Origin of the sequence: Bradyrhizobium sp. F1.13.3 (assembly GCF_040548265.1) — a bacterium.
GTDB lineage: Bacteria > Pseudomonadota > Alphaproteobacteria > Rhizobiales > Xanthobacteraceae > Bradyrhizobium.
In genome coordinates, this window is the sequence record NZ_JBEPRI010000016.1 from 133,062 (window position 1) to 156,016 (window position 22,955).

Annotated in this window: 21 protein-coding genes; 4 read left to right on the forward strand and 17 right to left on the reverse strand. The window is 62.2% G+C overall.

The window, feature by feature from the left end; all coding sequences use genetic code 11:
* Positions 1–273: 273 nt before the first annotated feature.
* The 5 genes from ABIB66_RS33710 to ABIB66_RS33730 all read right to left on the reverse strand — a co-directional run bounded on the left by ABIB66_RS33710 (position 274) and on the right by ABIB66_RS33730 (position 4,790).
* A complete protein-coding gene (locus ABIB66_RS33710; RefSeq protein WP_354257597.1) occupies positions 274–774 on the reverse strand; it encodes a hypothetical protein in 501 nt (166 codons plus the stop codon).
* A gap of 23 nt (positions 775–797) precedes the next feature.
* Positions 798–1,133, reverse strand: coding sequence for a hypothetical protein (locus tag ABIB66_RS33715; protein ID WP_354257600.1), 336 nt, complete (start codon positions 1,131–1,133; stop codon positions 798–800).
* A 218-nt stretch (positions 1,134–1,351) separates the two neighbouring features.
* The gene (locus ABIB66_RS33720) at positions 1,352–1,834 is read right to left on the reverse strand and encodes a hypothetical protein (RefSeq protein ID WP_354257603.1); all 483 of its coding nucleotides are present in this window, start codon (positions 1,832–1,834) and stop codon (positions 1,352–1,354) included.
* Complete coding sequence (locus ABIB66_RS33725; RefSeq protein WP_354257606.1) at positions 1,831–3,843, reverse strand: AICE element replication initiation protein; 2,013 nt, start codon at positions 3,841–3,843, stop codon at positions 1,831–1,833. The genes ABIB66_RS33720 and ABIB66_RS33725 overlap by 4 nt, the downstream gene beginning before the upstream one ends.
* Positions 3,834–4,790 carry a DUF7146 domain-containing protein gene (locus ABIB66_RS33730; RefSeq protein ID WP_354257609.1) on the reverse strand — a complete coding sequence of 319 codons (957 nt, stop codon included), beginning with the start codon at positions 4,788–4,790 and terminating at the stop codon, positions 3,834–3,836. The genes ABIB66_RS33725 and ABIB66_RS33730 overlap by 10 nt, the downstream gene beginning before the upstream one ends.
* 140 nt (positions 4,791–4,930) lie before the next feature.
* Between ABIB66_RS33730 and ABIB66_RS33735 the strand changes: the two genes are divergently transcribed.
* Together ABIB66_RS33735 and ABIB66_RS33740 are read left to right on the forward strand one after the other, a co-directional pair.
* Entirely contained in the window at positions 4,931–5,320 is a 390-nt protein-coding gene (locus ABIB66_RS33735; RefSeq protein ID WP_354257612.1) for a hypothetical protein, read from the forward strand.
* 46 nt (positions 5,321–5,366) lie between these two features.
* Entirely contained in the window at positions 5,367–5,651 is a 285-nt protein-coding gene (locus ABIB66_RS33740; RefSeq protein WP_354257615.1) for a helix-turn-helix transcriptional regulator, read from the forward strand.
* A 737-nt stretch (positions 5,652–6,388) separates the two neighbouring features.
* Here ABIB66_RS33740 and ABIB66_RS33745 read toward each other — a convergent pair.
* From ABIB66_RS33745 to ABIB66_RS33775, 7 genes are all read right to left on the reverse strand, one after another.
* A complete protein-coding gene (locus ABIB66_RS33745) occupies positions 6,389–6,766 on the reverse strand; it encodes a hypothetical protein (RefSeq protein ID WP_354257618.1) in 378 nt (125 codons plus the stop codon).
* A 177-nt stretch (positions 6,767–6,943) separates the two neighbouring features.
* On the reverse strand, positions 6,944–7,348 hold the full coding sequence (locus ABIB66_RS33750) for a hypothetical protein (RefSeq protein WP_354257621.1): 405 nt from the start codon (positions 7,346–7,348) through the stop codon (positions 6,944–6,946).
* Between the two features lie 115 nt (positions 7,349–7,463).
* Positions 7,464–8,789 (reverse strand): TAXI family TRAP transporter solute-binding subunit, encoded by a 1,326-nt coding sequence (locus tag ABIB66_RS33755; RefSeq protein ID WP_354257624.1) that lies wholly within the window; start codon positions 8,787–8,789, stop codon positions 7,464–7,466.
* A 329-nt stretch (positions 8,790–9,118) separates the two neighbouring features.
* The gene (locus tag ABIB66_RS33760; protein WP_354257627.1) at positions 9,119–9,454 is read right to left on the reverse strand and encodes a hypothetical protein; all 336 of its coding nucleotides are present in this window, start codon (positions 9,452–9,454) and stop codon (positions 9,119–9,121) included.
* Positions 9,455–9,728: 274 nt separating this feature from the next.
* Positions 9,729–10,415 (reverse strand): hypothetical protein, encoded by a 687-nt coding sequence (locus ABIB66_RS33765; RefSeq protein WP_354257630.1) that lies wholly within the window; start codon positions 10,413–10,415, stop codon positions 9,729–9,731.
* Between the two features lie 1,530 nt (positions 10,416–11,945).
* On the reverse strand, positions 11,946–12,461 hold the full coding sequence (locus ABIB66_RS33770; protein WP_354257633.1) for a GNAT family N-acetyltransferase: 516 nt from the start codon (positions 12,459–12,461) through the stop codon (positions 11,946–11,948).
* A 251-nt stretch (positions 12,462–12,712) separates the two neighbouring features.
* Entirely contained in the window at positions 12,713–13,120 is a 408-nt protein-coding gene (locus ABIB66_RS33775; protein WP_354096707.1) for a hypothetical protein, read from the reverse strand.
* 1,049 nt (positions 13,121–14,169) lie between these two features.
* On the opposite strand from ABIB66_RS33775, the gene ABIB66_RS33780 reads away from it, so the two are divergent.
* Positions 14,170–15,309 carry an MFS transporter gene (locus ABIB66_RS33780; RefSeq protein WP_354210573.1) on the forward strand — a complete coding sequence of 380 codons (1,140 nt, stop codon included), beginning with the start codon at positions 14,170–14,172 and terminating at the stop codon, positions 15,307–15,309.
* Between the two features lie 6 nt (positions 15,310–15,315).
* On the opposite strand, the gene ABIB66_RS33785 is transcribed toward ABIB66_RS33780, so the two are convergent.
* Positions 15,316–16,305 (reverse strand): Bug family tripartite tricarboxylate transporter substrate binding protein, encoded by a 990-nt coding sequence (locus tag ABIB66_RS33785; RefSeq protein ID WP_354210572.1) that lies wholly within the window; start codon positions 16,303–16,305, stop codon positions 15,316–15,318.
* 287 nt (positions 16,306–16,592) lie between these two features.
* Between ABIB66_RS33785 and ABIB66_RS33790 the strand changes: the two genes are divergently transcribed.
* Positions 16,593–19,433: an ATP-binding protein gene (locus ABIB66_RS33790; RefSeq protein WP_354210571.1), complete on the forward strand. Its 2,841-nt coding sequence runs from the start codon at positions 16,593–16,595 to the stop codon at positions 19,431–19,433.
* A gap of 16 nt (positions 19,434–19,449) precedes the next feature.
* Here ABIB66_RS33790 and msrA read toward each other — a convergent pair whose 3' ends face one another.
* The 4 genes from msrA to ABIB66_RS33810 all read right to left on the reverse strand — a co-directional run bounded on the left by msrA (position 19,450) and on the right by ABIB66_RS33810 (position 22,897).
* Positions 19,450–19,965, reverse strand: a complete 516-nt coding sequence (gene msrA, locus ABIB66_RS33795) for a peptide-methionine (S)-S-oxide reductase MsrA (RefSeq protein WP_354210570.1) — start codon at positions 19,963–19,965, stop codon at positions 19,450–19,452.
* 172 nt (positions 19,966–20,137) lie between these two features.
* Positions 20,138–20,560, reverse strand: a complete 423-nt coding sequence (locus ABIB66_RS33800) for an OsmC family protein (protein ID WP_275173283.1) — start codon at positions 20,558–20,560, stop codon at positions 20,138–20,140.
* Positions 20,561–20,672: 112 nt separating this feature from the next.
* Entirely contained in the window at positions 20,673–21,521 is an 849-nt protein-coding gene (locus tag ABIB66_RS33805) for an enoyl-CoA hydratase/isomerase family protein (RefSeq protein WP_354210569.1), read from the reverse strand.
* Positions 21,522–21,583: 62 nt separating this feature from the next.
* A complete protein-coding gene (locus tag ABIB66_RS33810; RefSeq protein ID WP_354210568.1) occupies positions 21,584–22,897 on the reverse strand; it encodes an epoxide hydrolase family protein in 1,314 nt (437 codons plus the stop codon).
* Positions 22,898–22,955: the final 58 nt, after the last annotated feature.

Here is a 22,955-nt window from a genome sequence, read left to right on the forward strand (position 1 = left end):
CAGGACATAGAAATCTGACTTTATTCCGCAATTGACTCCAGAACTATAGATTGTTGCTGCAGCCTCTCTCCTCGCCTGCAAATCATCCCGGTCCAAGCCTGGTTACGCTGGTTACGCACTGGCTCAAGACTCTGCTGCCTGGCTTTCTATAGCCGGCACAGGGGGCAATCCGCCGATTACCAATGGATTCGGCGAACACCACCGGGGAGGAGAACCGAAAGCCTGGTTACGGGTGGTTACGCACGCGACTGGAGTTAGACTGATGGCAATGCACTAAGAAAAAGCGTGCACTCCCAACCGATAGTCGCATTCGGGATCGTCAGCGATTTGCAGCGGATCGGTGATCGGCAGCCACTGCATCATTGAAGTCCTGCCCTCCTGCCCAACCGATTTTCCTTCGGGATGGCCCGAAATATCCTGGATCAACCGCTCGAAAAAGAGAGCAGCAGTGGCGACATCCTCGCGAGGAGCATCCCCTGACGCTGCAGATCCAAGTAAGTCGCGCAACCTTTCGCGGACGATCTTGGGCTCGTAGTGAGTGGCAATCCACCCCAGCTTTTCCAAGACGGCCGGCTGGACCGTATCCACGGTCGAAAGCAGCAAGCGGAGGTACTCAAGATGGCAGCGGCGCCAGAGCCGCCACATGTTGTCCGAGTAGTCGTAGTGAAAGGCCCCCTCCGGCAAGGCGTCGACCCGGATCTGATCCAGTTCGATCGCCGCGACGAACACTTCCAACAAATTCAGGATATGATCTTTCGTGATGCTTGCGTACATTGGCGATCTCCTCCGGCGTGGCCTCAGCAGAGTGAAATGCGCGCGTGTTGCCGAAGGAAGCTGGCAAACTTTCCGATCATCTGCACCGCCTCGTCAGCATCCTCGGACGGGTTGCCCTCTTCCCAAAAGATCGTCGCGCATCTGCCGGACCGAATAATGGCCTCCAAGGCTTCCGCCAATACAATCATTTGGGCGGGAGGAAAGTTGAAGAGGTTACCCTCGAAGGTGGAGGGAGGCTCGGCAGACAGGGCCGGAACCGCCTCCGCACAGCAAGCGAGCACGAAATGCCAGTGCGGGACACTAGCACCAGAATCTTCGGCGCTCTTAACTGCCGGATCACGTTTCGCTTTCGCGCGCATGACTTTCTCCGTGTGCGTCCGTCATCTCATCGAATTAGTTTCTCGCCTTTAGATTCCCACATGACTTCGCAGGTCTCGACCTCGATCTTCTGTCCGGCCGTTTTGGGGTACGCCAGAACTCCTCCGCCGTCATCGTCTCCTCATCAGCGCCTCTCCGCTTAAACGGTGCCAACTCTGTTTCAGGGTCGCGCCAACCCCGAGCTAAGCGGATCGTCCATTTACTCCTCCAGGAGGAACGATAGGGCGGCGATGGCCGTAGCCCTGCGGCTCTCATGCCATGCCGCCCAGCACCGCGAATGCAGCCAGGCATGGCCAAGCGGCTCGATTCCGAACGGCACCAGCTCGTCGAGGGGGCCTTCACTGGCACCGCAGTGGAGACAGCGTCCAGGCGGTGAACTAACCGGGTTGCGATCCAGCCATTCGGCGACGCAGCACTCAGAGGCGCGCGCCTCGGCAGCTGCTCGTTGCAGCCCGCCGTCAAACTCCGCGATGCCTGCCCGCTCGTCGAAAAATGCCAGCCAGTCGTCCGGCGACCACTGGTCTTGCCGGAGCAGCGACACAATTTCGGCCTTGTGCCGGGAAAGGGCCTCGATCACTACTTCTGACGGCGCTGCGGCTGCGCTCAGCACAAGATCCTCGCCATCGAGGGAGAGCTCGATGCCTGCGGCGCGGGCCGCATTCAGGGCTTCGACGGCGCTCATATCCGTCCAGTCCAGTGATCGACCGGAACTTCCTTGGACTCAGATTCAAGGGGGTGCACAGCGTCCGCACCGTCCGCACCGTCCGCAGCATTGTTATCCAAGCTGATCTTGCGGACGATCTGATCGTCGCGGCTGGTGACATCGTCCGCGTGGGCGTCCTGCGTCCATGCTGACGCGGCAGAAAAAGCGTTGTCCGTGCCGGTGATTGCCGTGCTGTCGGACGGTGCGGACGCAGCGGACGCTCCGGGCCCCTGCTTCTCTGCCCCAGCAGCCTGCATCCTCGTGACCGTGATGGTACGGGTCCGGAGGCGCTTCGTGTCCCTGCCGAAGTCGATATCGATGCCGACCTTGCGCAGGAAAGTCGCGGCCCGGCGGAGCTTACCCGAGAGCGTATTGGGGACCTTGGGCCAGTCTTTCGTCTTGGCCGCGCGCTCCCCCACCAGACTTGTGAGCGCGTCCAGCAGTTCCGTGGCGGTCCCCGCCCATACCGTCTGTGTTTCCATCATGGCCCGGAGCGCCACGGCAGCGGGGTTCTTCTCAAGCACGCCTTCCACAACCTCGTCGAGGTTGCCGCTATAGGCGGACAGAAAGGTGCCGCGAGCCCAAAACGCGACCTCACATGCCGTTGCCCACAGTGCAAAGTCAGCCATACGGGGCAGCTTCTGCAGATGGGTTTCGGGCAAACGCCGGAGGCCCATCACCACAGCATCGAGCAGCGACCCGAGGATCCTGGGGCGCTCAGCTTCGAATGCAGCACGCAGTTCCTGTTCCGGGCGGCGGCGCTCTTCCGGGATCGGCTGCAGCGTCAACAAGACGGCGCGGTCCGCCAAGTCGGGGCGATCAATGATCTCCTCGATGCCGTTGAGGATGACCGGGCGGCTGGCATCAAACAGGACTTCGTCATTGTCGGTGTAGAGTTGGCGGACGGCAAAGCCGCCGCCACTGGCCAGGCGACAGAGGGTATCGGAAATCCAGGCGGGCAAGCCCGAGACGTTATCAAAGGCGAGCACGTGGCTGTTGCTGGCGGCGATAAAGAGGTCGCGATCCTCACGCGGCAGTGCGCGCAATGGCGCAGTGTTGGGGTCAAGGAGGGATCGCAGGATCGCCGTGAAGGTGGACTTGGCCGAGCCCTGCTCGCCCGCCAACGCAAGCACCGGGTAAGGACCGTTATTGCGCAAGCAGGCCAGCGCCCAGGCGACCACAAGGACGAAGTCGGTCTCCGATCTCACATTGAGAAAGGGTCGCAAAGCTTCAATCGATCCGCCGGCCACCGGTACCGGCAACGGCAGCATGCCGGCCGGACGACGAAACCTCGCGGGCGGATTGTCGATAACGCGCCAGCCGGTCGAGTCGATTTCCACGGCACGCCATGCTTCGTCGCCGAGATCGAGATAGAGCTTGTTGCCAAAAGCGCCAACGCGGGTATGGACCCGCCTCTCCGGCGCATCATAGCGCGCCTTTGCTTCGAGCAAATTCAATGCGGACTGCAACGCCTCCGAGCTCGGGGCGCCCGCCTCCTCTTCATAGTAGAGGCGCGTGAGCCAGTGGCGGAAACCCTTTGAGCGGATCGGCCACGTCTCCCGGTGATCGTTGATGGTCAGATCGACAAAACCTGTTCCGTCTGGAGCGTGGAACAGTCGGGCGGCTTGCGCCAGTTCGACCAGAACATTGGCCTGCGTACGCTTTGCAGCAACAATAGCACTGCTCTGGTCCATCATCGTCCCTTTGCGAAGCGCGCCCTTGCGGGCCCCAGGCTCCGCCTCGAGCTCCGCCCGGTTTTCCGCTTCGGCCGCCATGACGGCGTGCGGCGTGAAACCCGTGTGGGCAGCGACCAATTCATCCGGGGGCCCGCGCACCTCCTCTGCGGCCGCAATCGCCATCAGGATATTTTGCTCGCCGATGGTTGGCACGGTCGCCACAGCGCCGCCCACGCCGGGATCAATTTCCTTGCAAAGCAGACAGAGAAACCGCGGAAAGGCGTGCTCGCATTCTTCAGTACTCACCGCCATGACAACGCACTCTCGTAGCTCGATCTGCGAGGGGTGGCTTCCTGCACGCGCGGCAAATTCTGGGCTTGGGTCCAACCGGCGGCAGCATTCAGCACGTCGTTGAAATCCACTCCTTGCGGTGGACGCGCGATCTTGACCCGGCGTCCCTCTCGCGCCCAGCGGCGCCCGGCATGCCCCGCCGCCGCCTCACCCGCCTGATCGGCGTCGGCGAGGACGACGATGTCCAGCTCATTATCCGGCAGATCGAGATTGAGCAGACCCGAGGTCGAGAGCGCCGCCCAAGTCCGGTGTCCGGTCGCCTGCATCGCCGAGAGACACGTTTCGATTCCCTCGCCGATGAGGAGAACGCCGCCCTGCCCACCCAGGCGAACAATCCCGCCCTTGCAGGGGCCTAACATCATTTTGGCAGTGGCAACGGCTGCCTTCGAGGTGCCGTCGCGCGAAAGGAACGTGCGATGGATTGCCATCGGCGTGTTCCCGCGCGCGCCGGTCACCAACGCAACCATGGTGGGCCAGCGGGCCCCCTCGGGGTGTTGCAGCCCAAGGTGAAAGCGGATGGCGGGCGGTATCGTGACCGTGACCCCCCGCCGCCGCAGGTAGGTCTCAACCAACGAGCCCTTTGCAGCGAACGAATTCTTCCAGATCGTCGCTGCCCATTCTGCAGACCGGGAGGTGCCGGTACCCACAGCGACCTTAGCGATGGCCACTGCAGGCTTCGCCGCTTTAGCCTGCATCCCCGGCCAGAGACCGAGGCGCTTCAGTGCGTCGATGACTGCCAACTGATCGCAACCGGCGAAGCAATGCACAAGCAGCACACCGTCAGCGCTGTACCCAAGCGACAAGCTCGGATTTTCATCCGAATGCGCGGGACAACGACAGAGAACTCCAGTGGAGCTCCGCATCGCGCCGCCGCAAGCCTCGGCAATATGCCGGAGAAGCGGGTTCATGGCGTACTCTCATACCGGCCGAGCCAGAACGCAAAACGAAGCTCAGAAGCGTACATAGCGCTGGATTTGTTTTCACTACCACGCATAACTTGTCAAGACGAACTTGTATTGATATCCATACACCGGACAGGAGCAGGCTCATGACCGCAAAAAAGAAGCCCCAGGCAACCCGAACCGCCCGCAAAACACGGCGGAGGCCGGTACTGCAATTCCGAATTGCTGAAAGCGAGTATCAGGAGCTCGCCAAAGTTGCGGCGAAGCATCAAAGGACGATTTCGGAAGAGGCTGCTCTCCGCCTTCAGCACTGGCGCTTGACGCAACCGCTGCAGGGCCCGGAAAGCCTGGAGTTGTTTCTCACCTTGGACAAGAAAACCAACAAGATCTACGTCACGTCTGCTCAGCTCACCACTGGAGACAGGGAGCCTCTGTCCTTGGAGGCCCTGCTCGTCAAAGCTGCGAAGCTTGGTGCGGAACTGGCCTTGAAGGAGCTTGGCAAGTTCAACGAGGGGCTCGAGCCTCAGTCTGAGTAGTTCTTTCGAGCTTGATGGCACTCACGGTTTCATACATGAGGCAGCAATGATCAGGGCGAAGAAAACGGCCAATGAGACGAGCGCTGATGTCACGCCCAAGTCAAATACTCGCCGCATGCTCACCGAGCCGCAGGTGTTGGACATCATCCCGGTGAGCCGCACCACGCTCTATCGCATGATCAAGGCAGCTCGGTTCCCGACCTGCACCTATATCAGCCCGAACAGGCGCGTCTGGTTCGAAGACGAGATCGCTGCTTGGCAGAACTCGGTCGATGAATTCGATCCGCGTCGGGCACGGGGCAAGGGCCGGCGCGCCGACGCTGTTCGGTAGCCCCCGACGACGCGGTGAAATTTGTCCGTTGACCTATACGATGCGCCTTGGCTTTCCGCAGCATGGTCTGCGAGGTGCCCGCATCCACACGCTCCTTTTCCTGCTCCATCAGCAAGAGAACCGGGGTCGCCTTGGGATGGATCGGCTCGACCACGGAGTCACCGCGAGCACACCAGAGACGTGATGGGGCCCTTGCGTCTTGTCGCTCCAACGTTTGTCAGCGTCTTCGTTCTGCAGGCGCTTGAGTTCACTACAATAGAACTGACGCCAGTTTGCTTTCAACCTGGCGAGGCATTCGAGGTCACGGTCCGTGAAGAATGACATAATGACGCAGACCCTAGCTGAGATTGCGCTGGACGGGGTGCCCGCACAAGGGAGGGGGCGAGCCGCTTGTCCATTCGGCGGATAGGACAGCCGCTTCGCCGTACGGTCGCTTGACGCAGATCAAGCTCGTTATACGACTGCCGCCAAACATGGCACATGAACTAAACCCAGAACGGCCTTTCGTCGTCCAAGGGGTGCGGGGTGGCTCACCCGGCCACCACGTTGATGGTGGATCGTCGATTGAAATCTTGTTAGGTCGCCGTGCGACCAGATGGCTGCAATTGGAGGGATAGCCGCGAAGTTCGGAGCATTTGCGGCAGCCGATTGTAGCGTTCGAATTCGTGGACCGGCCTTGTCGGTCGCCGCACTTGACTGGGAGGGTGCCGAGCGCGGCGACTTGCTTGCGCTAAGCTTCAGGCCGCAGCGGGCCTCCGTCGTTGAGCTTTGTGATCTACCAGTCGAACGACATTGGTCGGAAGCTCGGTCGTTTCGCAAACAACCGGCTCCGGCAGCGCGACTGGCGTGAGCGCCGGTTCGGCCAATGGCGCTTCAATCGAGATGAGAAATTCACGGCCTTCCGCCGTGATCTGCCATCCGCTGGGCTCTCGTAGCACGTAGCCGCTGGTAAAAATGTCCAATTCCGGCGCACGCGCAGCGAGCCGCTTCATTCTTTGAGACCAGTCGGGCCCGCTACAAGTCAGGACCGCGAGATACTGCTTCAGGTCTGCAAGCGATGCATGGCCCTGAGGGTGGCCCGCCAACACTTTCAAAACTGTGATCTGAATACTCACGCGAACCCCGCTGCCGCAACAGGAACGCAACCACCTATGTCGCTGAGGCTATTACCGGGATGAATTCGGGTCCATCTCACGCAACTGCAAAATGGTACGGCATCGCTGATTTCCAGGCATTCGTGCTAAATTTGCAACAGGGGGCACGGGCTCCCCGTTCGTTAGTCGAGCGGCGGCTCATCCTGTTCGTCTGCCAGTTTGGTACAGGGCTCGGCAATGTCGGTGCGCAACTCGCGCAGTATGGCTTTCGGCTCTCCGTCGCAGGCTAAGGTCTGAACCCGCAATACGCGCAGGCCAACCGCTGAGCTTCGTCAACACAAGGCCAGCCATGTCGTCGATCATGGTTTCGGGCGCTTCACGGCTCACCAGTTCACGCCGGCCCTGCATGAGGCGCAACTGAAGCACCTCGGTCTTGACCTTGACGTGATCCGCGTCAGCCTCAGTGCGCCGCGACTGCCGTCGCTCGCGACGAAGGTGACGCAGGTATGCCACGCGGCTCAGATCGAGCTGCAAGCGGCCAGCTTGCTGCTGGATCACGCCTTCGGCTTCGCGCTTGCCGGTGTAGGTCCGGCTGCAATTCATGGTGTAGCGCCAGTGCCGACGCGCTGACGGTCTTAGCGGATCGTAGTCGAGAAGACTTGGTGACGAATCGGATACTGGCGTTCTCAGCCATCTTCTTTTTCTTTGTTCCCATTTCCTAACCAGACATGATCGGTGGCAAATGGTTCCGGGCGATGATGGCGCGACGCACTAGGCCAATGTGCTCGCGTAACGTATAAGCCTCACTCGCGAACCCAGCCGGTGTGTGTATTCGGGCCACCGCTCGCTCAATGCGTTCTAAGTCAGCCAGCCACTTCTCCGTCGGCAAAGTGCCCGTTCGCGCGGCAACATCTTGCTCAAGCAGAGCTAGCTCGCCATACCATCGATAGACCCGTGACCGAACATGCCAACGGCGCAACTGTGGAAAATAATGGAAGAGCGGAAGCAGAACGGCAGCCAGAGGGAGCAGTATAATGATCGCGCGCTCGGCCAATGTCGCGACCCAGAAAGGAAGATATTGATAGAGGAAGCTCCGCCCGAAGCGCTTGTGCTGGTCGGCATCGGTCGAGACGCGCAGATCGACCTGGGTCGTTCCCGGAAACTCTCCGGCCTGCTCGAAAAGCCCTTGTTTGCCGTGAATTTCACCTGCGGCGTCTACCAGCAGGTGGATCAGCGCGGGGTGGAGACCGTCACGGGCTGCAAGCATCGCTTTGGTGCCAATAAGATCGACCTCTCGCTCCGGAATGTTGTTCGCCAAGTCGACCACGCCGGGTGGCAATGTCAGTTTGCTGATGAAACTGAGCCGTCGATGGTAGGCTTCAGCCTTGCTGTAGCTTAGCAGCTTCAGAGTTGGATCGTGAAGCGCTGTCCAGACGGCGTGGTTTTCCGCTCCATCGACAAAGATAGCGGCGTCGACCTCGCCCGACTGCAGTGCGAGCAGTGCGGCATTGTTGCTCAGCGGCTGCATCGACATATTGTTGATCGTGAGACCGTTAAGCGCGAATACGTGTTCCCCCAATGAACGAGCGCCGCTACCGCTCACACCAACGGCAACCCGGTGGTTGCGCAGCTCGTTAACATGGGTAAGCACGTCCGTACTGCGGTGGAAAATCCACATTGGTACGTAGTAGAGGCTCGCGAGCATGATTACGTTTTTGGCTTCCGGAAGAGTTGCGATACCGCCCTGCGTGAAGCCGATGTCAACACCCGACTGTGGATCTTGCAGTAGCCGTAGATTGTCCCCGGGACCGTTGGTAATTCGTTCCTCTACCGTGACCCCGGATCGAGCGAGGATTTCGACATATCGCTTCGCGTACCGGTGGAGCAGGCCATCTTCCAATCCCGAAGCCAGAACGATGTGACGTCGCGGGGCAGTTTGCAGGAAGTATGCGACAGCCCATACCGCAGCAACGACCATTGCAAAGGTCATTATGGCTATGTTGACGCGGGCACGTGCCCTGAACCGCAAGTTTTTGAAGATCATACGTTCCGCCTTCATCGCAAAAGGTAGACGGAAGTCACCTTAACGGCTTGACGACACCAGGCGTGTGTTTTTGGGGATCTCGTTGCCCTCCGGTACTCGCTCGGCATCGGGCCGCAGCGGTAAAGCACGCGCGTCGCCTTCCCTGTAACTGCAACCACTGATGTTCTCGCAGCAGATTTCCTGAAGGGTCGGGGTCGCGCGGTCCCCGCAAGTTGCCGTGCTCCCCACAGTACCTGCAGTCCGATGGCGCAGGGTCGCCATCGGGGGACAGTCACCGCCAGCGCTTGCGCGCACACAGGGCCAAGCCGCGCTATCCGCGTCGCCACGGATTAATAGGCGCAAATATAGTTTCCGTAAGCATCGTAGCAACTGCGGCGGTACGCAGCAGTGCCAATGGCAGCCGCGCCGACCGCTGCCGCTCCCACACCGTAGCCCCGATAGCCGTAGCCGCGATAGCCGCCACGATAGCCGTAGCCACGGTAGCCTGCGCCGCGCACTGCGACAGCGCCGCCGCCCCGCGGTCCTCGAACTGCGACCGCACCGCCGCGATAACCGCCGCCACCCCGATAGGCACCTCCGCCGCGCCGAGCCTCGGCATCATCGGGGATCAAGCAGACGATGAGCAAAACGAAAGCGGCAAGAGGAGCGAGAATATAGCGGAGCATGATGGAACCCTTCCATGAATTCATTGAGCCCTGCCCGCGAGATTGCGGCTCACTCCACGCGTGAGCTTGACGTGGATCAATCGAACCCGCGCACTGCGACGCGCGGTTAGGGGGGCACGGGCGCGCACCGCCAGCGCGTCACCTCGTCAGCGCTCGCGCCCGGCAGCAGCGGCCAGCCGCGGGACGGGGCAACGGCTAGTACCATCACCGCCTCATCGTCACCCCGGCAGGCGAAGGGACGGCAGCACGATCATCGACAGCGGACGGCATCTCGTCATCGCGCGCCGATGTCATCTCCATGCTTCCGTAAATTGTCGACCAAGATATGCGCACTGATCAGAAAGACCCATGCGGGCAATATCACGAAGCTCCACGCAATGTAGTAACTCCCGATAAGTAGCAATAACGCAAACAGGTAGCCGATATAAGCAATCCAACGCGGGGCGATGCTTGTATAGATTACAATAGTTGACGTTGAGACCATGAAGACCGCAGCCATCTTGGTAGCATACACATTGTTGACGATGAATGCGGCTGAGCGGGCATATCGAAATATGCCGGAACTTATCAATTCATTCGGTTCGGTCTTGGAAGCCAAAAGCATGACTGCGCCTATCACAGCAGCTGCGGTAAACAGCATAACCAGAAACAGCATGGCGCTTCCGATAAACACCGTGGCAAAGAATCGATCCTCCTGATGACCAAGACGATCACGCAGCACCCCAACGAACCACAAGAAGGCGATCCCGGCGAAAGGAACTAAGTTCAACGCAAGTTCAATTGAGTTCGTATCGGCGGCTAACCATGCACCGGGCTCCAAAGGGTCAGTCGGAATGGAACGTCGAAGCAGCCCAAAGATCGTGAACATGAGCAGGGAGAACATAATCCCTGCTACGGCAGCCGACTTTGGTGTCTTCAGATCGCTGTGCATGATGATGTCGTCTCTCACCGGCTGGCTCATGAGGTGTTTGCCAAGCCCGTGGCCCGGTTGATTTACATCAACAGCCTGTCTACCTGCGTTGGGTGAGATGCTCTCGGGGCGCGAAGCCGGGACACGAAAATGGATGAAGGTTCGGAAGACAAGCAAGTCTGTCGTCGCAGTGCACTCGCTTTCCTTGGATGCGCGGCTGCATTTGGAGTGGTCGCCTCGTCGGCGGTTCTGACCGCGTCGGAGGCGGAAGCCCAAGCCACCGAAACGCCCACCACACCAACGACGCCACCAGCAGATACGCCGAAATCCGGCACCGAGCGGCGACAGGATAGACGAAGTGGCCGAGCGGAACGCCGTCAGGAACGACGCACGGGACGCACAGAGCGGCGTCAGGAGCGGCGCACGGGGCGAAACGAACGACGGGACGCGCGCGATGGCACCACCACTACCAGCACCGCGAAGTAGTCGGTCGCCCGGCTCTACACGACAACGGTCCGCCTCAGGGCGGGCCGCAAGGAAGGCCGTACGGCGCGCCGCCAGAGCCGGGCCAGCAGACAGCGGCCAAGCTCCTATCGTATCCAGCGTCAAAAACGACGTTAGTTCATCTTGCGCCGGAGCTTTTCGAGGAGGGCGCGCAGGTCGTCAATGTGTTCGGCGACTAGCTGTCGCGCCTGCTGTATCCGTGATTGTTTCCGCTCCGGCGCGTCTTTGCCCGGAGGGCGGTCGTCAGGATCGTCCATTCCCCTTAGTAGGAGGCGACGGGAAACGGTTTGATCAAAACATGCAATAGCGTGCTTTAAATTGAGGCGCTGCGGTCTGCCTTATCCGCAGCCTCCAGTATTGCAAGCTGGCTCGCGAGACCGCTGAAAGTGCGAGATATATTCCTCAAGACGCTCACTGTCCGCTCGGATGTGCCGGGTTCAGCGGCCCTCCCTCTGAACGCAGCAGCGAATTCTTGGCAATCTGCCGCCGTAGGTATCGCAGCAGGTCCGGAGGTACCGACCGCTGCGCGGCGCAGAAGTTCTTCAGATGCGGCGATCTGAGCGCGTGAACGTTTTATCTGCTCCTGCACGGCTCGTTTTGCGTACGGATGCTCGTCGAGTGTGCTGCGGTGGCTCTCTTCGAGGGCCTTGCCGGGGTAATAGCGCATTGGCTCTCCTTCGCCCTCTGCCCGCACTGGATGAACGTTAATAATTTCACTCCAAATGATACTGCGCAAGTCCCGTTCTGAGAAGATCGCGCCTCCGACAGGACGGGGAAGGCATCGCGCCACCGCGTCACCATCGCCAGCGCTCGCGACCGGCAGCGGCAGCTAAACCTGACGGCAATTCAAATCCGGCAGGTTTAGCAGCACGGCGGCAGACAGGCCGCATCGGCCACCAGCTCGCACCATCACCGCGCCATCGTCACCACGACAGGCGACCGGACGGCAGGCACCAGCACCGACAGCGGACGGCATCAGGTCATCGCGGCATCACCACGACGAGCGCGCCACCATCACGACCACGGACAGGCGACCGGGAGCGACGGGCAGGCGTCAGCCCGTACCACGGGCCGTTGTCAAATGAGCTGCATCACAAGGTGAATGACCTGCGGCTCCCGGCTGGGCGCAGGCTGGAAACCGAACTTGCTAAACACCCTCCGCATGGCGGTGTTCTCCGGCAGCACTTCCGCGATCAATTCCGTCAACCCCGCGTCGCGCGCAATGCCCGCCAGATGCCGCATCAGATGCGACCCGATGCCTTGCCCCTGATAGCCGTCCATGACCATGAAAGCCACCTCGGCACTGCCGGGTTCAACAACGATGTAGCGCCCACCGCCGACGATGGTGGGACGGCCATCCTCGTCAGCCAGCGCAATCAGGGCGACGTGATTGCGGAAGTCGATCCTCATAAAGAAATCGATTTCCGTCTGCGAGAAGCCGCGCTTCGCCACGAAGAAACGCCGCCGTAGCGCCTCCGTGCTCGTGCGCCCGATTGCCGCGAGTAGGTCGTCCTCGTCATCTGGCCGAAGCGCCCGGATTTCAATCGGACGCCCATCGCGGAGATGTTCGGTGGCGCGATAGCTATCAGGCATGATTATCTCCCTGCCGTCCGCGAAGATGAGAAGCTGCCACGCCAGCGTCGAGCGCGCCACCCATCGCGCCAGCGTCGAGGCCGCAGCGGAGGCCCAACAGCGCGCCGCTAGCGCAGGGCCACAGGACACCGGGTAAGCCGCGCGAGCGCATAGGCGGTGCTATCGCACTACATCAACTTGACCTCGACCTACGACAGCGACTGCGCCAAGGCTCGTAAGCGATGGGGACCGATCCCCAGTTGAGAGAGCAATTACATCGAGCAACGGTTAAAGGTAAGCTCCATTCCTGCAAAAGCCGGATCCGGGAAAATGCGGGATACGCTGTCGGGATCGAGGATTGTCAGCCGCAGATTAACGCTTGTCGCCATGATTTCCGAGGCACACGCGGCGCGAAAATCGATAGTGTTGCCTGTCTCTTTCCTCGACATGATGGTGCATCGGACGGTTTTGCTTCTGACGTCATTTCCATCTGCGATAAAGCCGCCGCCGAACTCTTCGGAAAATTGAGCAAAGCTGATTTTATCGCCCTTCTTGACAAAGACTTGTTTGCACTGGTCGGTGCCCGTCGCCCAAGCTCCGTTCAAATCGAAAGCTTCTGCCTGCGAAGTTAGGAGGCCGCTGCAAAACAAAAGAGCGCATAGTCCGGTTGATCGGTTCACGTTGAACACTCCCCAATGGATCGCAAAATTTTCTCATGGGCGCTTGCGCGGAACAGTGTTTCGCATAGGGGTTTTTGGCGCAAGGGGCCACCGCGATCTACGATGGTCCTCCAGCGCTTTGGGACCAGTCCCCGGTTCCCCGACACGGGCCACCCCGCGCCAGCGCACCACAGAGCAGAAAAAATACTCCGTTCATTCGGCCAGCACAGGAGCCTGGCCGCCTCACCGGAGGCCCGGGGGCCCGTACAGAAGCCCGCCAGCGCAGGGCCACAGGACACAAGCAAGCCCGGCCACCGCATCCAGCAGGCCCGCGCCGCGAACAGGCGATCTATCGGACGCGGTCCGGGCCAGCGCAAACCTCGCCGTCCGCAGTCGAATTCCCGCCCAAACGGCAGGGTGTGAGACTAGGGCCTAATAGGGCCTAGCAGTTTCGGCCGCGCCTTCCGTTCTTTGGGAAGAACCCGGATAATGCCTTTGTTTCAGGTGTTTACGACGTCCTCAACAGCCTGAAGAAACCGCTGGACGACAGGACCACACGGTTTTGCCGTACGCGCATTCGCCATTTCGCCGCAGGGTTCGACGGCATCGTGCACGTAGCCATCGAAATACCGACGAGACGAACTTCACAGCGCCGCTCGTCCGCACGTGGCCACGGGCTCACAGGGACTACCCGCCCTGCCCGCACCTCTCATGCCGACGCTGCCGCGTCCACCGCAAGCCCGGCTCGCAATCAAGACGACAACGAGATCGCCCCTCAAGGATGAGCCGGGATAGGCGACACATACGCCATTTCCGAATTTCGGTAAAGTGGAATATTTTTGCGCGCACGGCTTGACACCGGCGCAGGTCGGGCTGTCAGGGTGTTTCGTCTGACGGCGCAGCCCACCGGCGCCGCCGAGATGCCGGTGACGAGCCAAAAGGCCTGTGTGTCCGCTTGCGGCCACCCACGGGCCGCCTGCGACAATCCGAGTCTGCCGCGGACATAAAGACGCGACAATTGCGCGGCTTGTCGATTGCCCCTGCCCCTGATTCCCCCTCCCGGAGTTCCCATGTCTTCTGCCGACAAGCCGGCGACACGCCTTGCGACCAGGCTTGCCTTCCTCGTCGCGGGCTTCGGCATCGCGTGCTGGGCACCGCTGGTGCCGTTCGCGAAGGCGCGGCTCGCCGTCGACGACGGCATCCTCGGACTGCTCCTGCTCAGCCTCGGCATCGGCTCGGTCGTCGCGATGGTTCTGACCGGCGTGCTGAGCGCGCGCTATGGCAGCAAGCCGATCATCATTGCGGGCGGGCTCGGTCTTGCCCTGGTCCTGCCTCTGCTGACAATCGCGAGCTCGCCCATGACGCTGGCGCTGGCACTGCTCGCATTTGGCGCCGCGCTTGGCTCCATCGACGTCGCCATGAACATCCACGCGGTTGAGGTGGAGCGCGCCGCGGGACGTCCGCTGATGTCCGGCTTCCACGCGCTGTTCAGCATCGGCGGCTTCGCCGGGGCCGCGCTCATGACCGCACTGCTCTCGCTGCAACTCGGTGCGCTCGCCTGCACACTGATCTGCTCCGTCCTGATGCTGATCGCGACGCTGGCGGCCTGGCCGCGGCTGCTTCGCTCCGTGCAGGTGCAGGAGGGGCCGTTGTTCGTGTTGCCGCATGGCGCCGTGCTCCTGCTCGCGCTGCTTTGCGCCATCACCTTCCTCGTCGAAGGCGCGATGCTCGATTGGGGCGCGTTGCTCGTCATCGGCGCGGGTCTCGTTTCCGAAGCGCAAGGCGGGATCGGCTACATCGTGTTCTCGGTCGCGATGACGATCGGGCGGCTCGGCGGCGACGCCGTCGTCGCACGCATCGGAGACCGCACGACATTGTTCTGGGGCAGCCTGATTGCGATCGCAGGTTTCGTGGTTCTGCTCACCGCTCCCGTCGTGGCGGTCGCCGTGGCCGGCTTTTTGCTGATCGGCCTCGGTGCATCGAACCTCGTGCCGGTGCTGTTCCGGCGGGCGGCGAGGCAGACGGTGATGCCCATGGGGCTCGCCGTCGCGGCGATCACGACCGCCGGCTACGCCGGCGTTCTCGTCGGCCCCGCCGGTGTCGGCTTCGTCGCACGTCTTGGTGGATTGCCGATGGCGTTCTGGCTCCTGGCTGTGCTGATGGGCCTCGTCACGCTGTCGGCGCGCATCGTTACGCGCGCCGACGGCTGAGCGGCCTCACAAATTGCTCAGTCCGATCGATTTGATCAGGGGCGCGAGGCTTGCGGATGTGGCCTCGACGATGCGCTGGAATTTGTCCGGGCCTGAATCGTTGTCCGGCTCCATGCCCTGGGCGCGATAGCTCGCCAGAAGCGCCGTATCGGCCATGGCGAGCCGCGTCGCCTGCGCGACCCGATCGATGATCGCATCGTCGGTGTCCTTGGGTGCGAACAGACCGAACCATCCCTCATATCGGATGCCGGGCATGCCGGATTCGACGGCGGTCGGGATCTCCGGCGCGCCGCTCAGCCGCGTTTCGGTGGTGACCGCAAGCAGCCTGACTTTCCCGGCTTGAGCCAGCTGCTGCAATTGAACGGACATGACGGCAATGACGAGCGATATCTGGCCGCTGACGAGGTCGTTGGTCGCCTGCGCGATGCCTCGATAGGGCACGTGGACGATGTCCAGCGCCCCGGCCTGCTGCTTGAAGGCTTCGCCGACCAGATGGTTTCCGGTGGCGATCCCCGGCGTGCCATAGGACAGCTTTCCCGGATTGGCTTTCGCATAGGTGATCAACTCGCGCAGGTTTGCGGCCGGCACCGAAGGATTGATGGCGAAAACCAGTGCGCTGTTGATCAGGCGGTAGATGGCGCGGAAATCGCCAACGGAATATCCGGGATTCGCCGACGTCATGGGAATGATGACCTGCGTGCTGCCGTTGCCGAGCAGCAGCGAATAGCCGTCGGGCTCTTCGCGCGCGATCGCCGCAGTCCCGATGGCGCCGCCCGCGCCGCCGATATATTCGACGAAGGTCGGCCCGAGCAGCGATGGCATCCCGTCCACCCAAGGGCGCGCGATCTGGTCACCCGATCCGCCGGCTCCGTAGGGAATCACCAGGCGAATGGGACGGGACGGATAGTCGGCGGCTTGTCCGTTGCGGGGAAGCGCGGCGAGCGCCGCTGCGCTTGTCAACGCGTGCACGAATTGTCGCCGCGTGAAAGAGGCCATGCTGGAAATTCCGGAAGTCGGCAGTCAATGTGGTGGCGGGACCGGCTCCCGGACCATGCCATCGCAGCAATCCGGCATCACAGTCAATGCTCCATCCGGATGAACCCCGGCGTCATCGCATCGTCACGTCGGCCTAACACGTTATTTTTCAAGCATTATTTCGGCGAGCCATCCGTCCACGCAGGGCTGCCAACCCTGCCCACTGCTTTCGGCCAGTTTACTGTACGCCTCGTTCTGGTAGACCAAAAAGTAATACCTTTTGACTCCCTTCGAGGGGGCGATGGCGCGTGCCAGATCGTAGCGAAGACTCGGCCATTTCCTTTGGGCCATTTCGACTTTTTCCGAAGTCCCGACTCTTGGAGAAGGAGGGCTCGCCGCTTCACGTCGGCGGCCGCGCTCTCGACATTCTAATCTTCCTTGCCGGACGCCCCGGAGAAGTCGTCGACAAGAGAGAGCTGGTCAAGCGCATCTGGGCTGGCGTCAATGTCGACGAGGGCAGCCTGCGCTTCCATGTCGCGGCGCTGCGCAAGGCGCTCGGCGACACCGGCAAGTCGGCCCGCTACGTCGTCAACGTGCCCGGCCGCGGCTATTGTTTTGTCGCCTCGTTCGCTCAAGCAGCTCCGCCGGCCGCCCCGCTCCCGGCTGAAGCCGCCCCTCCCCGCTCCCTGCCCGCTCAACTCACCAGGATGGTCGGCCGGGAAGATGTCATCGAGAAGATTTCGAACGGACTTTCGCTCTATCGCTTCATGACCGTCGTCGGCCCGGGCGGCATCGGCAAGACCTCGGTCGCCGTCACCGTCGGGCATCGCCGGTCCCAGGATTTCGGCGGGCGAGTCTTCTTCGTCGATTTCGGTCCGCTGAGGGATGCCAGTCACATCGCGACCACGATTGCTTCGGCGCTCGGACTGACCATCAGCGCAGAGGATCCGACGCCGGCTCTGCTGACGCTTCTGAAGACCGGCCCGGCCCTGCTGGTCTTCGATAGTTGCGAACATGTGCTGGATCATTTGGCGCCGCTCGTCGAGCGCATCGTTCGCGAGGCGCCGCAGCTTCGTGTTCTCGCAACCAGCCGCGAGTCGTTTCGCAGCGAAGGCGAGCGGATTTTTCGGCTGTTCCCGCTGGATTGTCCGCCCGAGCGCGAAGGGCTTGCTGTCGATGAGGTCCTTGCCTACCCCGCAGCTCAACTCTTTGTGGAGCGCATTGCGCAGAGCTCGGGCCCGTTCCAGCTCAGCGCGGAAGAGGCGCCGCTCGTCGCGAGCATCTGCCGACGTCTCGACGGCATCGCGCTGGCGATCGAGCTTGCGGCGGGCCGCGTCAATGCTTACGGCATCGCCGGGACGGCATCTCTGCTCGACAGCCGCTTTTCGCTGCAATGGCGCGGCCGGCGCACCGCCGTGCCACGGCACCAGACGCTCGCCGCGGCTCTCGACTGGAGCTACGACCTTCTGCCTGCCGCAGAGAGCGCCACGCTGCGACGCCTGTCGGTCTTTGCCGGGCCTTTCGCGCCGGAGGCGGCTGCGGCGATCGCGTCCGGTGACGGCCTCAATGCGTCCGAGACTCTCGAAGCGATCGACAGCCTGGTGACCAAATCGCTGATTTCGCCGTCCGGCTCGCGGACGCTGCGCTATCGGCTGCTCGACACCACGCGGACCTATGCATACGGAAAACTCAACGAGCTCGGCGAAGCCAGGCAGTTCGCGCGGCGTCATGCCGCGCATTTTCGCGATTTGTTCGAGCGCGCGGAGGCGGATATTTCGACGCCGCTGCCGGAATGGCTGAGCATCTATGGCGCGGAGCTGGACAATGTGCGTGCGGCGTTGGACTGGGCGTTTGGGCCCGACGGCGAGGCGACACTCGGTATCGCGCTGACGGCGGCCGCGGTCACGCTATGGGTGCGTCTTTCGCTGTTCGCGGAATGCCGTGAGCGCAGCAGAACGGCGCTCGCGGCGCTCGGGGATACCGCCGACGACGACCGCATCCGGATGCAGCTTCTGTCGGCGCTCGGATGGTCGCTGATGTATGGCGAGGGCCGCGCGCGCGAGGCGCGACCGATCCTCGAGACCACCCTGGAGCTTGCTGACAGGCTCGAGGACAAGGATTTTAGGCTGCGGGCGCTCTGGGGCTTGTGCATCGACCAGTTCAACAACGGACAGTTCGGCAAAGCCCGTGCCCTCGCCGATCGCTTTGCGAACGCAGCCGCGAATTCGCCCGACAAGACCGATGTCATGCTGGGCGACCGGCTGATGGCCGTCGCGCTGCACTATCTCGGGGACCAGAACGAGGCGCGGCTGCGCATCGACCGGGTCAATGCATCGCTGCATGTGCTGGCGGAGAAGCCGAAGATCTTCCCGCTCGATCTGAGAATCTCGACCCAATATTTTCGGGCTCGCATCCTGTGGCTTCAGGGCCTGGCCGATCAGGCTCAGGCCCTCACGGCCAGGAACATCGAGGAAGGCCGGGCCAATGGCCACGCGCTGACCTTCTGCAGCGTGCTCGGACAAGCCGCCTGTCCGATCGCCTTCTGGTCCGGCGATTTCGACGCCGCGGAGCGTCACGGCGCCGAGCTGCTCGAACACACCGAACGCCACGCGATCCGGCTGTGGGGCCTGTGGGCACGCGCCTTCAACGCCGCAGTCATGGTCAAGCGCGGGGACGTCACGACCGGCCTGCCGCTGCTGCGCGAGGAGCTCAATCGCGCCGGCGATGCGCGCTTCCTGCCGCGTTTCCTGCCCCTGCTCGGCGAGCTCGCCGCGTGTTCCGGAGAGGCCGACCAGGTCGATCGCGGCCTCGACGTGATCGAGGATGTCCTGACCCGCTGCAACGACCGGCAGGAGCTCTGGTATCTGCCGGAGCTGATCCGCATCAAGGGAGAGTTGATGCTCAGGAGCGCCAGGCATTCAGAGGATGCCGAGGCGCGTTTTCGCGAGGCCATGGCCATTGCCGGCCAGCAAGGCGCGCGTTTCTGGGAGCTGCGAAGCGCGGTCAGCCTGGCACGGTTGATGATCGCGGCTGGCCAGAGCGCGGAGGCTCTGGCGGTTCTCGATCATGTCTCCGGGGCGTTTGCCGAGGGCTCAGACTTCGCCGATATGCGCATCGCACGCGACCTGATCGCGCAATTGCGAACCTGAACGCGCGCTAAGTAGCCTAGCCTGCCGCTGCAGCCCCGCGCCGCGGCAGTTTCCAGTCGGGGCGGATGAAGTGGCAGGTGTACCCGTCCGGATAACGTTCGAGATAATCCTGATGCTCCGGCTCGGCTTCCCAGAACTCGCCCGCGGGCGCGACCTCGGTCACGACCTTGCCAGGCCAAAGACCGGAGGCCTCGACGTCTGCAATCGTATCCTTTGCGACCCGCTTCTGTTCATCGCTCGTATAGAAGATCGCCGAGCGATAGCTCGTACCCAAATCATTGCCCTGGCGGTTGAGCGTGGTCGGATCGTGGATCTGGAAGAAGAACTCCAGCATGGTCCGAAAGCTGGTCTTGGCGGGATCGAAGGTGATCTCGATCGCTTCGGCATGACCTTCATGATTGCGGTAGGTGGCATTCTTCACCGCGCCGCCGGTGTAGCCGACGCGGGTGGAAACCACGCCCGGCTGCTTGCGGATCAGATCCTGCATGCCCCAGAAGCAGCCTCCGGCCAGAATTGCGCGTTCCGTTGTCATATCTCCACTCCCAATTGATGCGGCTGTCCGTTCCGCATCCGTCGCATCCTATGCTTATGGCGGCCCAGCCGAAAGCCGGGCATTTGTCCATCCGGTTCCTCTCGTGGAGGCCAAAGCTTCGACGACCTCAGCTTTCCCAACCAGAACCAGATGGACATAAATTAAGCCCGCCCTAGATCAGCTTGGCGTCAAGCGTGATCTCGGCGTTGAGCACTTTCGACACCGGGCAGTTCTTCTCGGCTTCGCCGGCGATCCTGGCGAAACCGGCGTCGTCGAGGTTCGGCACCTTGGCACGCAAGGTCAGCGCCGATTTGCTGATCTTGAAGCCTTTGCCTTCGGGCTCGAGGCTGACCGCGGCTTCCGTCGACAGCTCGTCCGGCGTGAAGCCGGCGAGCTGCAGGCCGAAGGCCAGCGCCATGGTGAAGCAGCCGGCATGGGCCGCCGCGATCAACTCCTCGGGATTGGTCCCCTTCTCGTTCTCGAAGCGGGTCTTGAAGGAATAAGGCGTCGCGGCGAGCACGCCGGATTCGCTCGACAGTTGACCGGTGCCATCGCGACCGGTGCCCTTCCAGACTGCTGTTGCCTTGCGGATCATCTCAATTCTCCTGGTTGATTTTTTCAGCACCGGCGCTCGGTACCGGACGAAAGCGACATTGGCACGACCGCCTGTCCCCAATCCCAAACGGCCGAGCGCCGCAGCGGTTCAGCTAGCTACCGATCTGTCCGACGTGGAACCCGAGCCGGTTCTCGACGTCACCAGCGCGGTGGAAGCCGCGCGACATCAGCGCCTTGATGCGGGTCTGACTCGCGGGGCGGCCGAGCGAGGCCAGGAACGCGTCCCATTCCGGCTTGATCTCGATATCCGGCGGCAGGCTTGCGACGTCGACGAGGCGCTTGGTCTCGGCAATCGCCTCCTTGTCGAAGGACGCGATGCGCATGGCCAGCGCCTCGACGAAGCTGTCGAGTTCGGCATCCGGCAACGACCGGTTCACATAGCCGTAACGCTCGGCGAGATCGCCGTGGATGTCATCGGCGCCGAGCAGAACTTCGAGCGCGCGGCCGCGGCCCATCAGGCGCGGCAACCGCGCCATCGGCCCGCCGCCGGGCACCAGGCCCGCACCGACCTCCCATTGCGACAGAATCGCCTTTTCGCGGCTGGCAAAGCGCATATCGCTCGCGAGCGCCAGTTCGCTGCCGACGCCGGTCGCGCGGCCCCTGATCGAGGCAATCGAGACGACCGGCGCGCGGCTGAGACGCACCAGCATGTCGGGCAGCGCCTGCAGGCCGGTCGGCCCGGGCGGGATCCGAAGCGAATCCTCCAGCGGCGCGAGGAAGTCGTAGTGCGTGATGAAGAAGCCTTCGACGGCACTGTCGAACACCACGACCTTCACCTCGGGATCGGTCTCGATCGCCGTGACGACGTCATCGAGAAGCGGAAGCTGCTTGGGGCCGAAGATATTGACGGGAGGCATGTCGAAGGTGACACGCCAATACGACGGCAGCCGACGTTCCACGCGGATTTGGTCGATCGTGAATGTGCGTTCGGGGCGGTTCATGATTGCATTCCTATTTGGTGGGGGAAGAAGGGAACGCGCGGAAATGCGCGTCCTCGCAGGTCTCAGATCGACTGACGCAGCGGTCGAAAAGCGGTGCGCATTTCCGCACAGAACAACGCAGGCTGCTCCCAGGCTGCGAAATGGCCGCCCTTGTCCAGACGGTTGTAGTGCATCAGCTTCGGATAGGCCTTCTCGGTCCAGCTGCGCGGCGCGGCGTAGATCTCGTCCGGGAAGACGCTGACGGCGACCGGGATCTTGATGTGCTTGGGCTCGAAGAACACCAGCTTGTTCTCCCAGTACAGTCGCGCCGACGACACCGCGGTGTTGGTGAGCCAATAGAGGGTGATGTTGTCGATCACGTCGTCCCGCGACAGCCCTTCCGTCTTGCCGTCGAACACCCGAGCGATCATCGCGGTGCTGCGCGCATCATGGTCGAGCATCCAAGACGCGAGGCCCGCCGGCGAATCCACCAGGCCATAGAGCGTCTGCGGCCGGTTGGACATCTCGATCGCGTAGCCGAGACCGTGCTTGTAGAAGTCATCGAGCTGATCGTAAGCATGGCGCTCGTCGGCCGAGAGGTTCGACGGCCGCGATCCGCCGGGCTGAAGCGCCTTGGCGATGTCGTCAGGAACGGTCGCGGGCATGTTGGTGTGGATGCCGAGCAGCTCCGGCGGCGCGATCACCGCCATCTGCTCCGTCACGGCATTGCCCCAATCGCCGCCTTGCGCGACATAGCGGCTATAGCCGAGCCGCTTCATCAGCACGATCCAGGCGCGCGCGACGCGCTGGGGATCCCAACCCAATTCCGTCGGCTTGCCCGAAAAACCGTGACCGGGCAACGAGGGGATCACGAGATCGAAGGCGTCCGTCGCCGTCGCGCCGTGTGCGGTGGGGTCGGTGAGCGGGCCGATGATCTTCATCTGTTCGATGATCGAACCGGGCCAGCCATGCGTGACGATCATCGGCAGTGCGTTTTCGTGACGCGAGCGAACGTGAATGAAATGGATGTCGACGCCGTCGATCTCGGTGACAAATTGCGGCAAGGCATTCAGCCGCGCCTCCATCTTGCGCCAGTCGTAGTCGTTCTGCCAGTAACGCACGAGCTGCTGCACTGTCGTCAGCTGCACGCCTTGCGATTGATCGGCAACGATCTCACGATCCGGCCAGCGCGTCGCCGCGAGACGGCGGCGAAGATCGAGCAGATCCTGCTCGGGCACGCTGACGTGGAACGGGCGAACCGCCCCGCTCACGCCCGCCTTCGCGGAATGCAGCGGCAGCAGGCTCGATACGCTTGCGGCGACCGCGGTCATCGCGGCCTGGGTCAACAGTTGACGGCGGTCTGGATTGAGAATGTCGGTACGTGCTTGCGTGGTCATGTTCGATCTCCCTGGCTTTGGTCGGTGACGCTGACCGAATTCGACATCAACGCCTCGG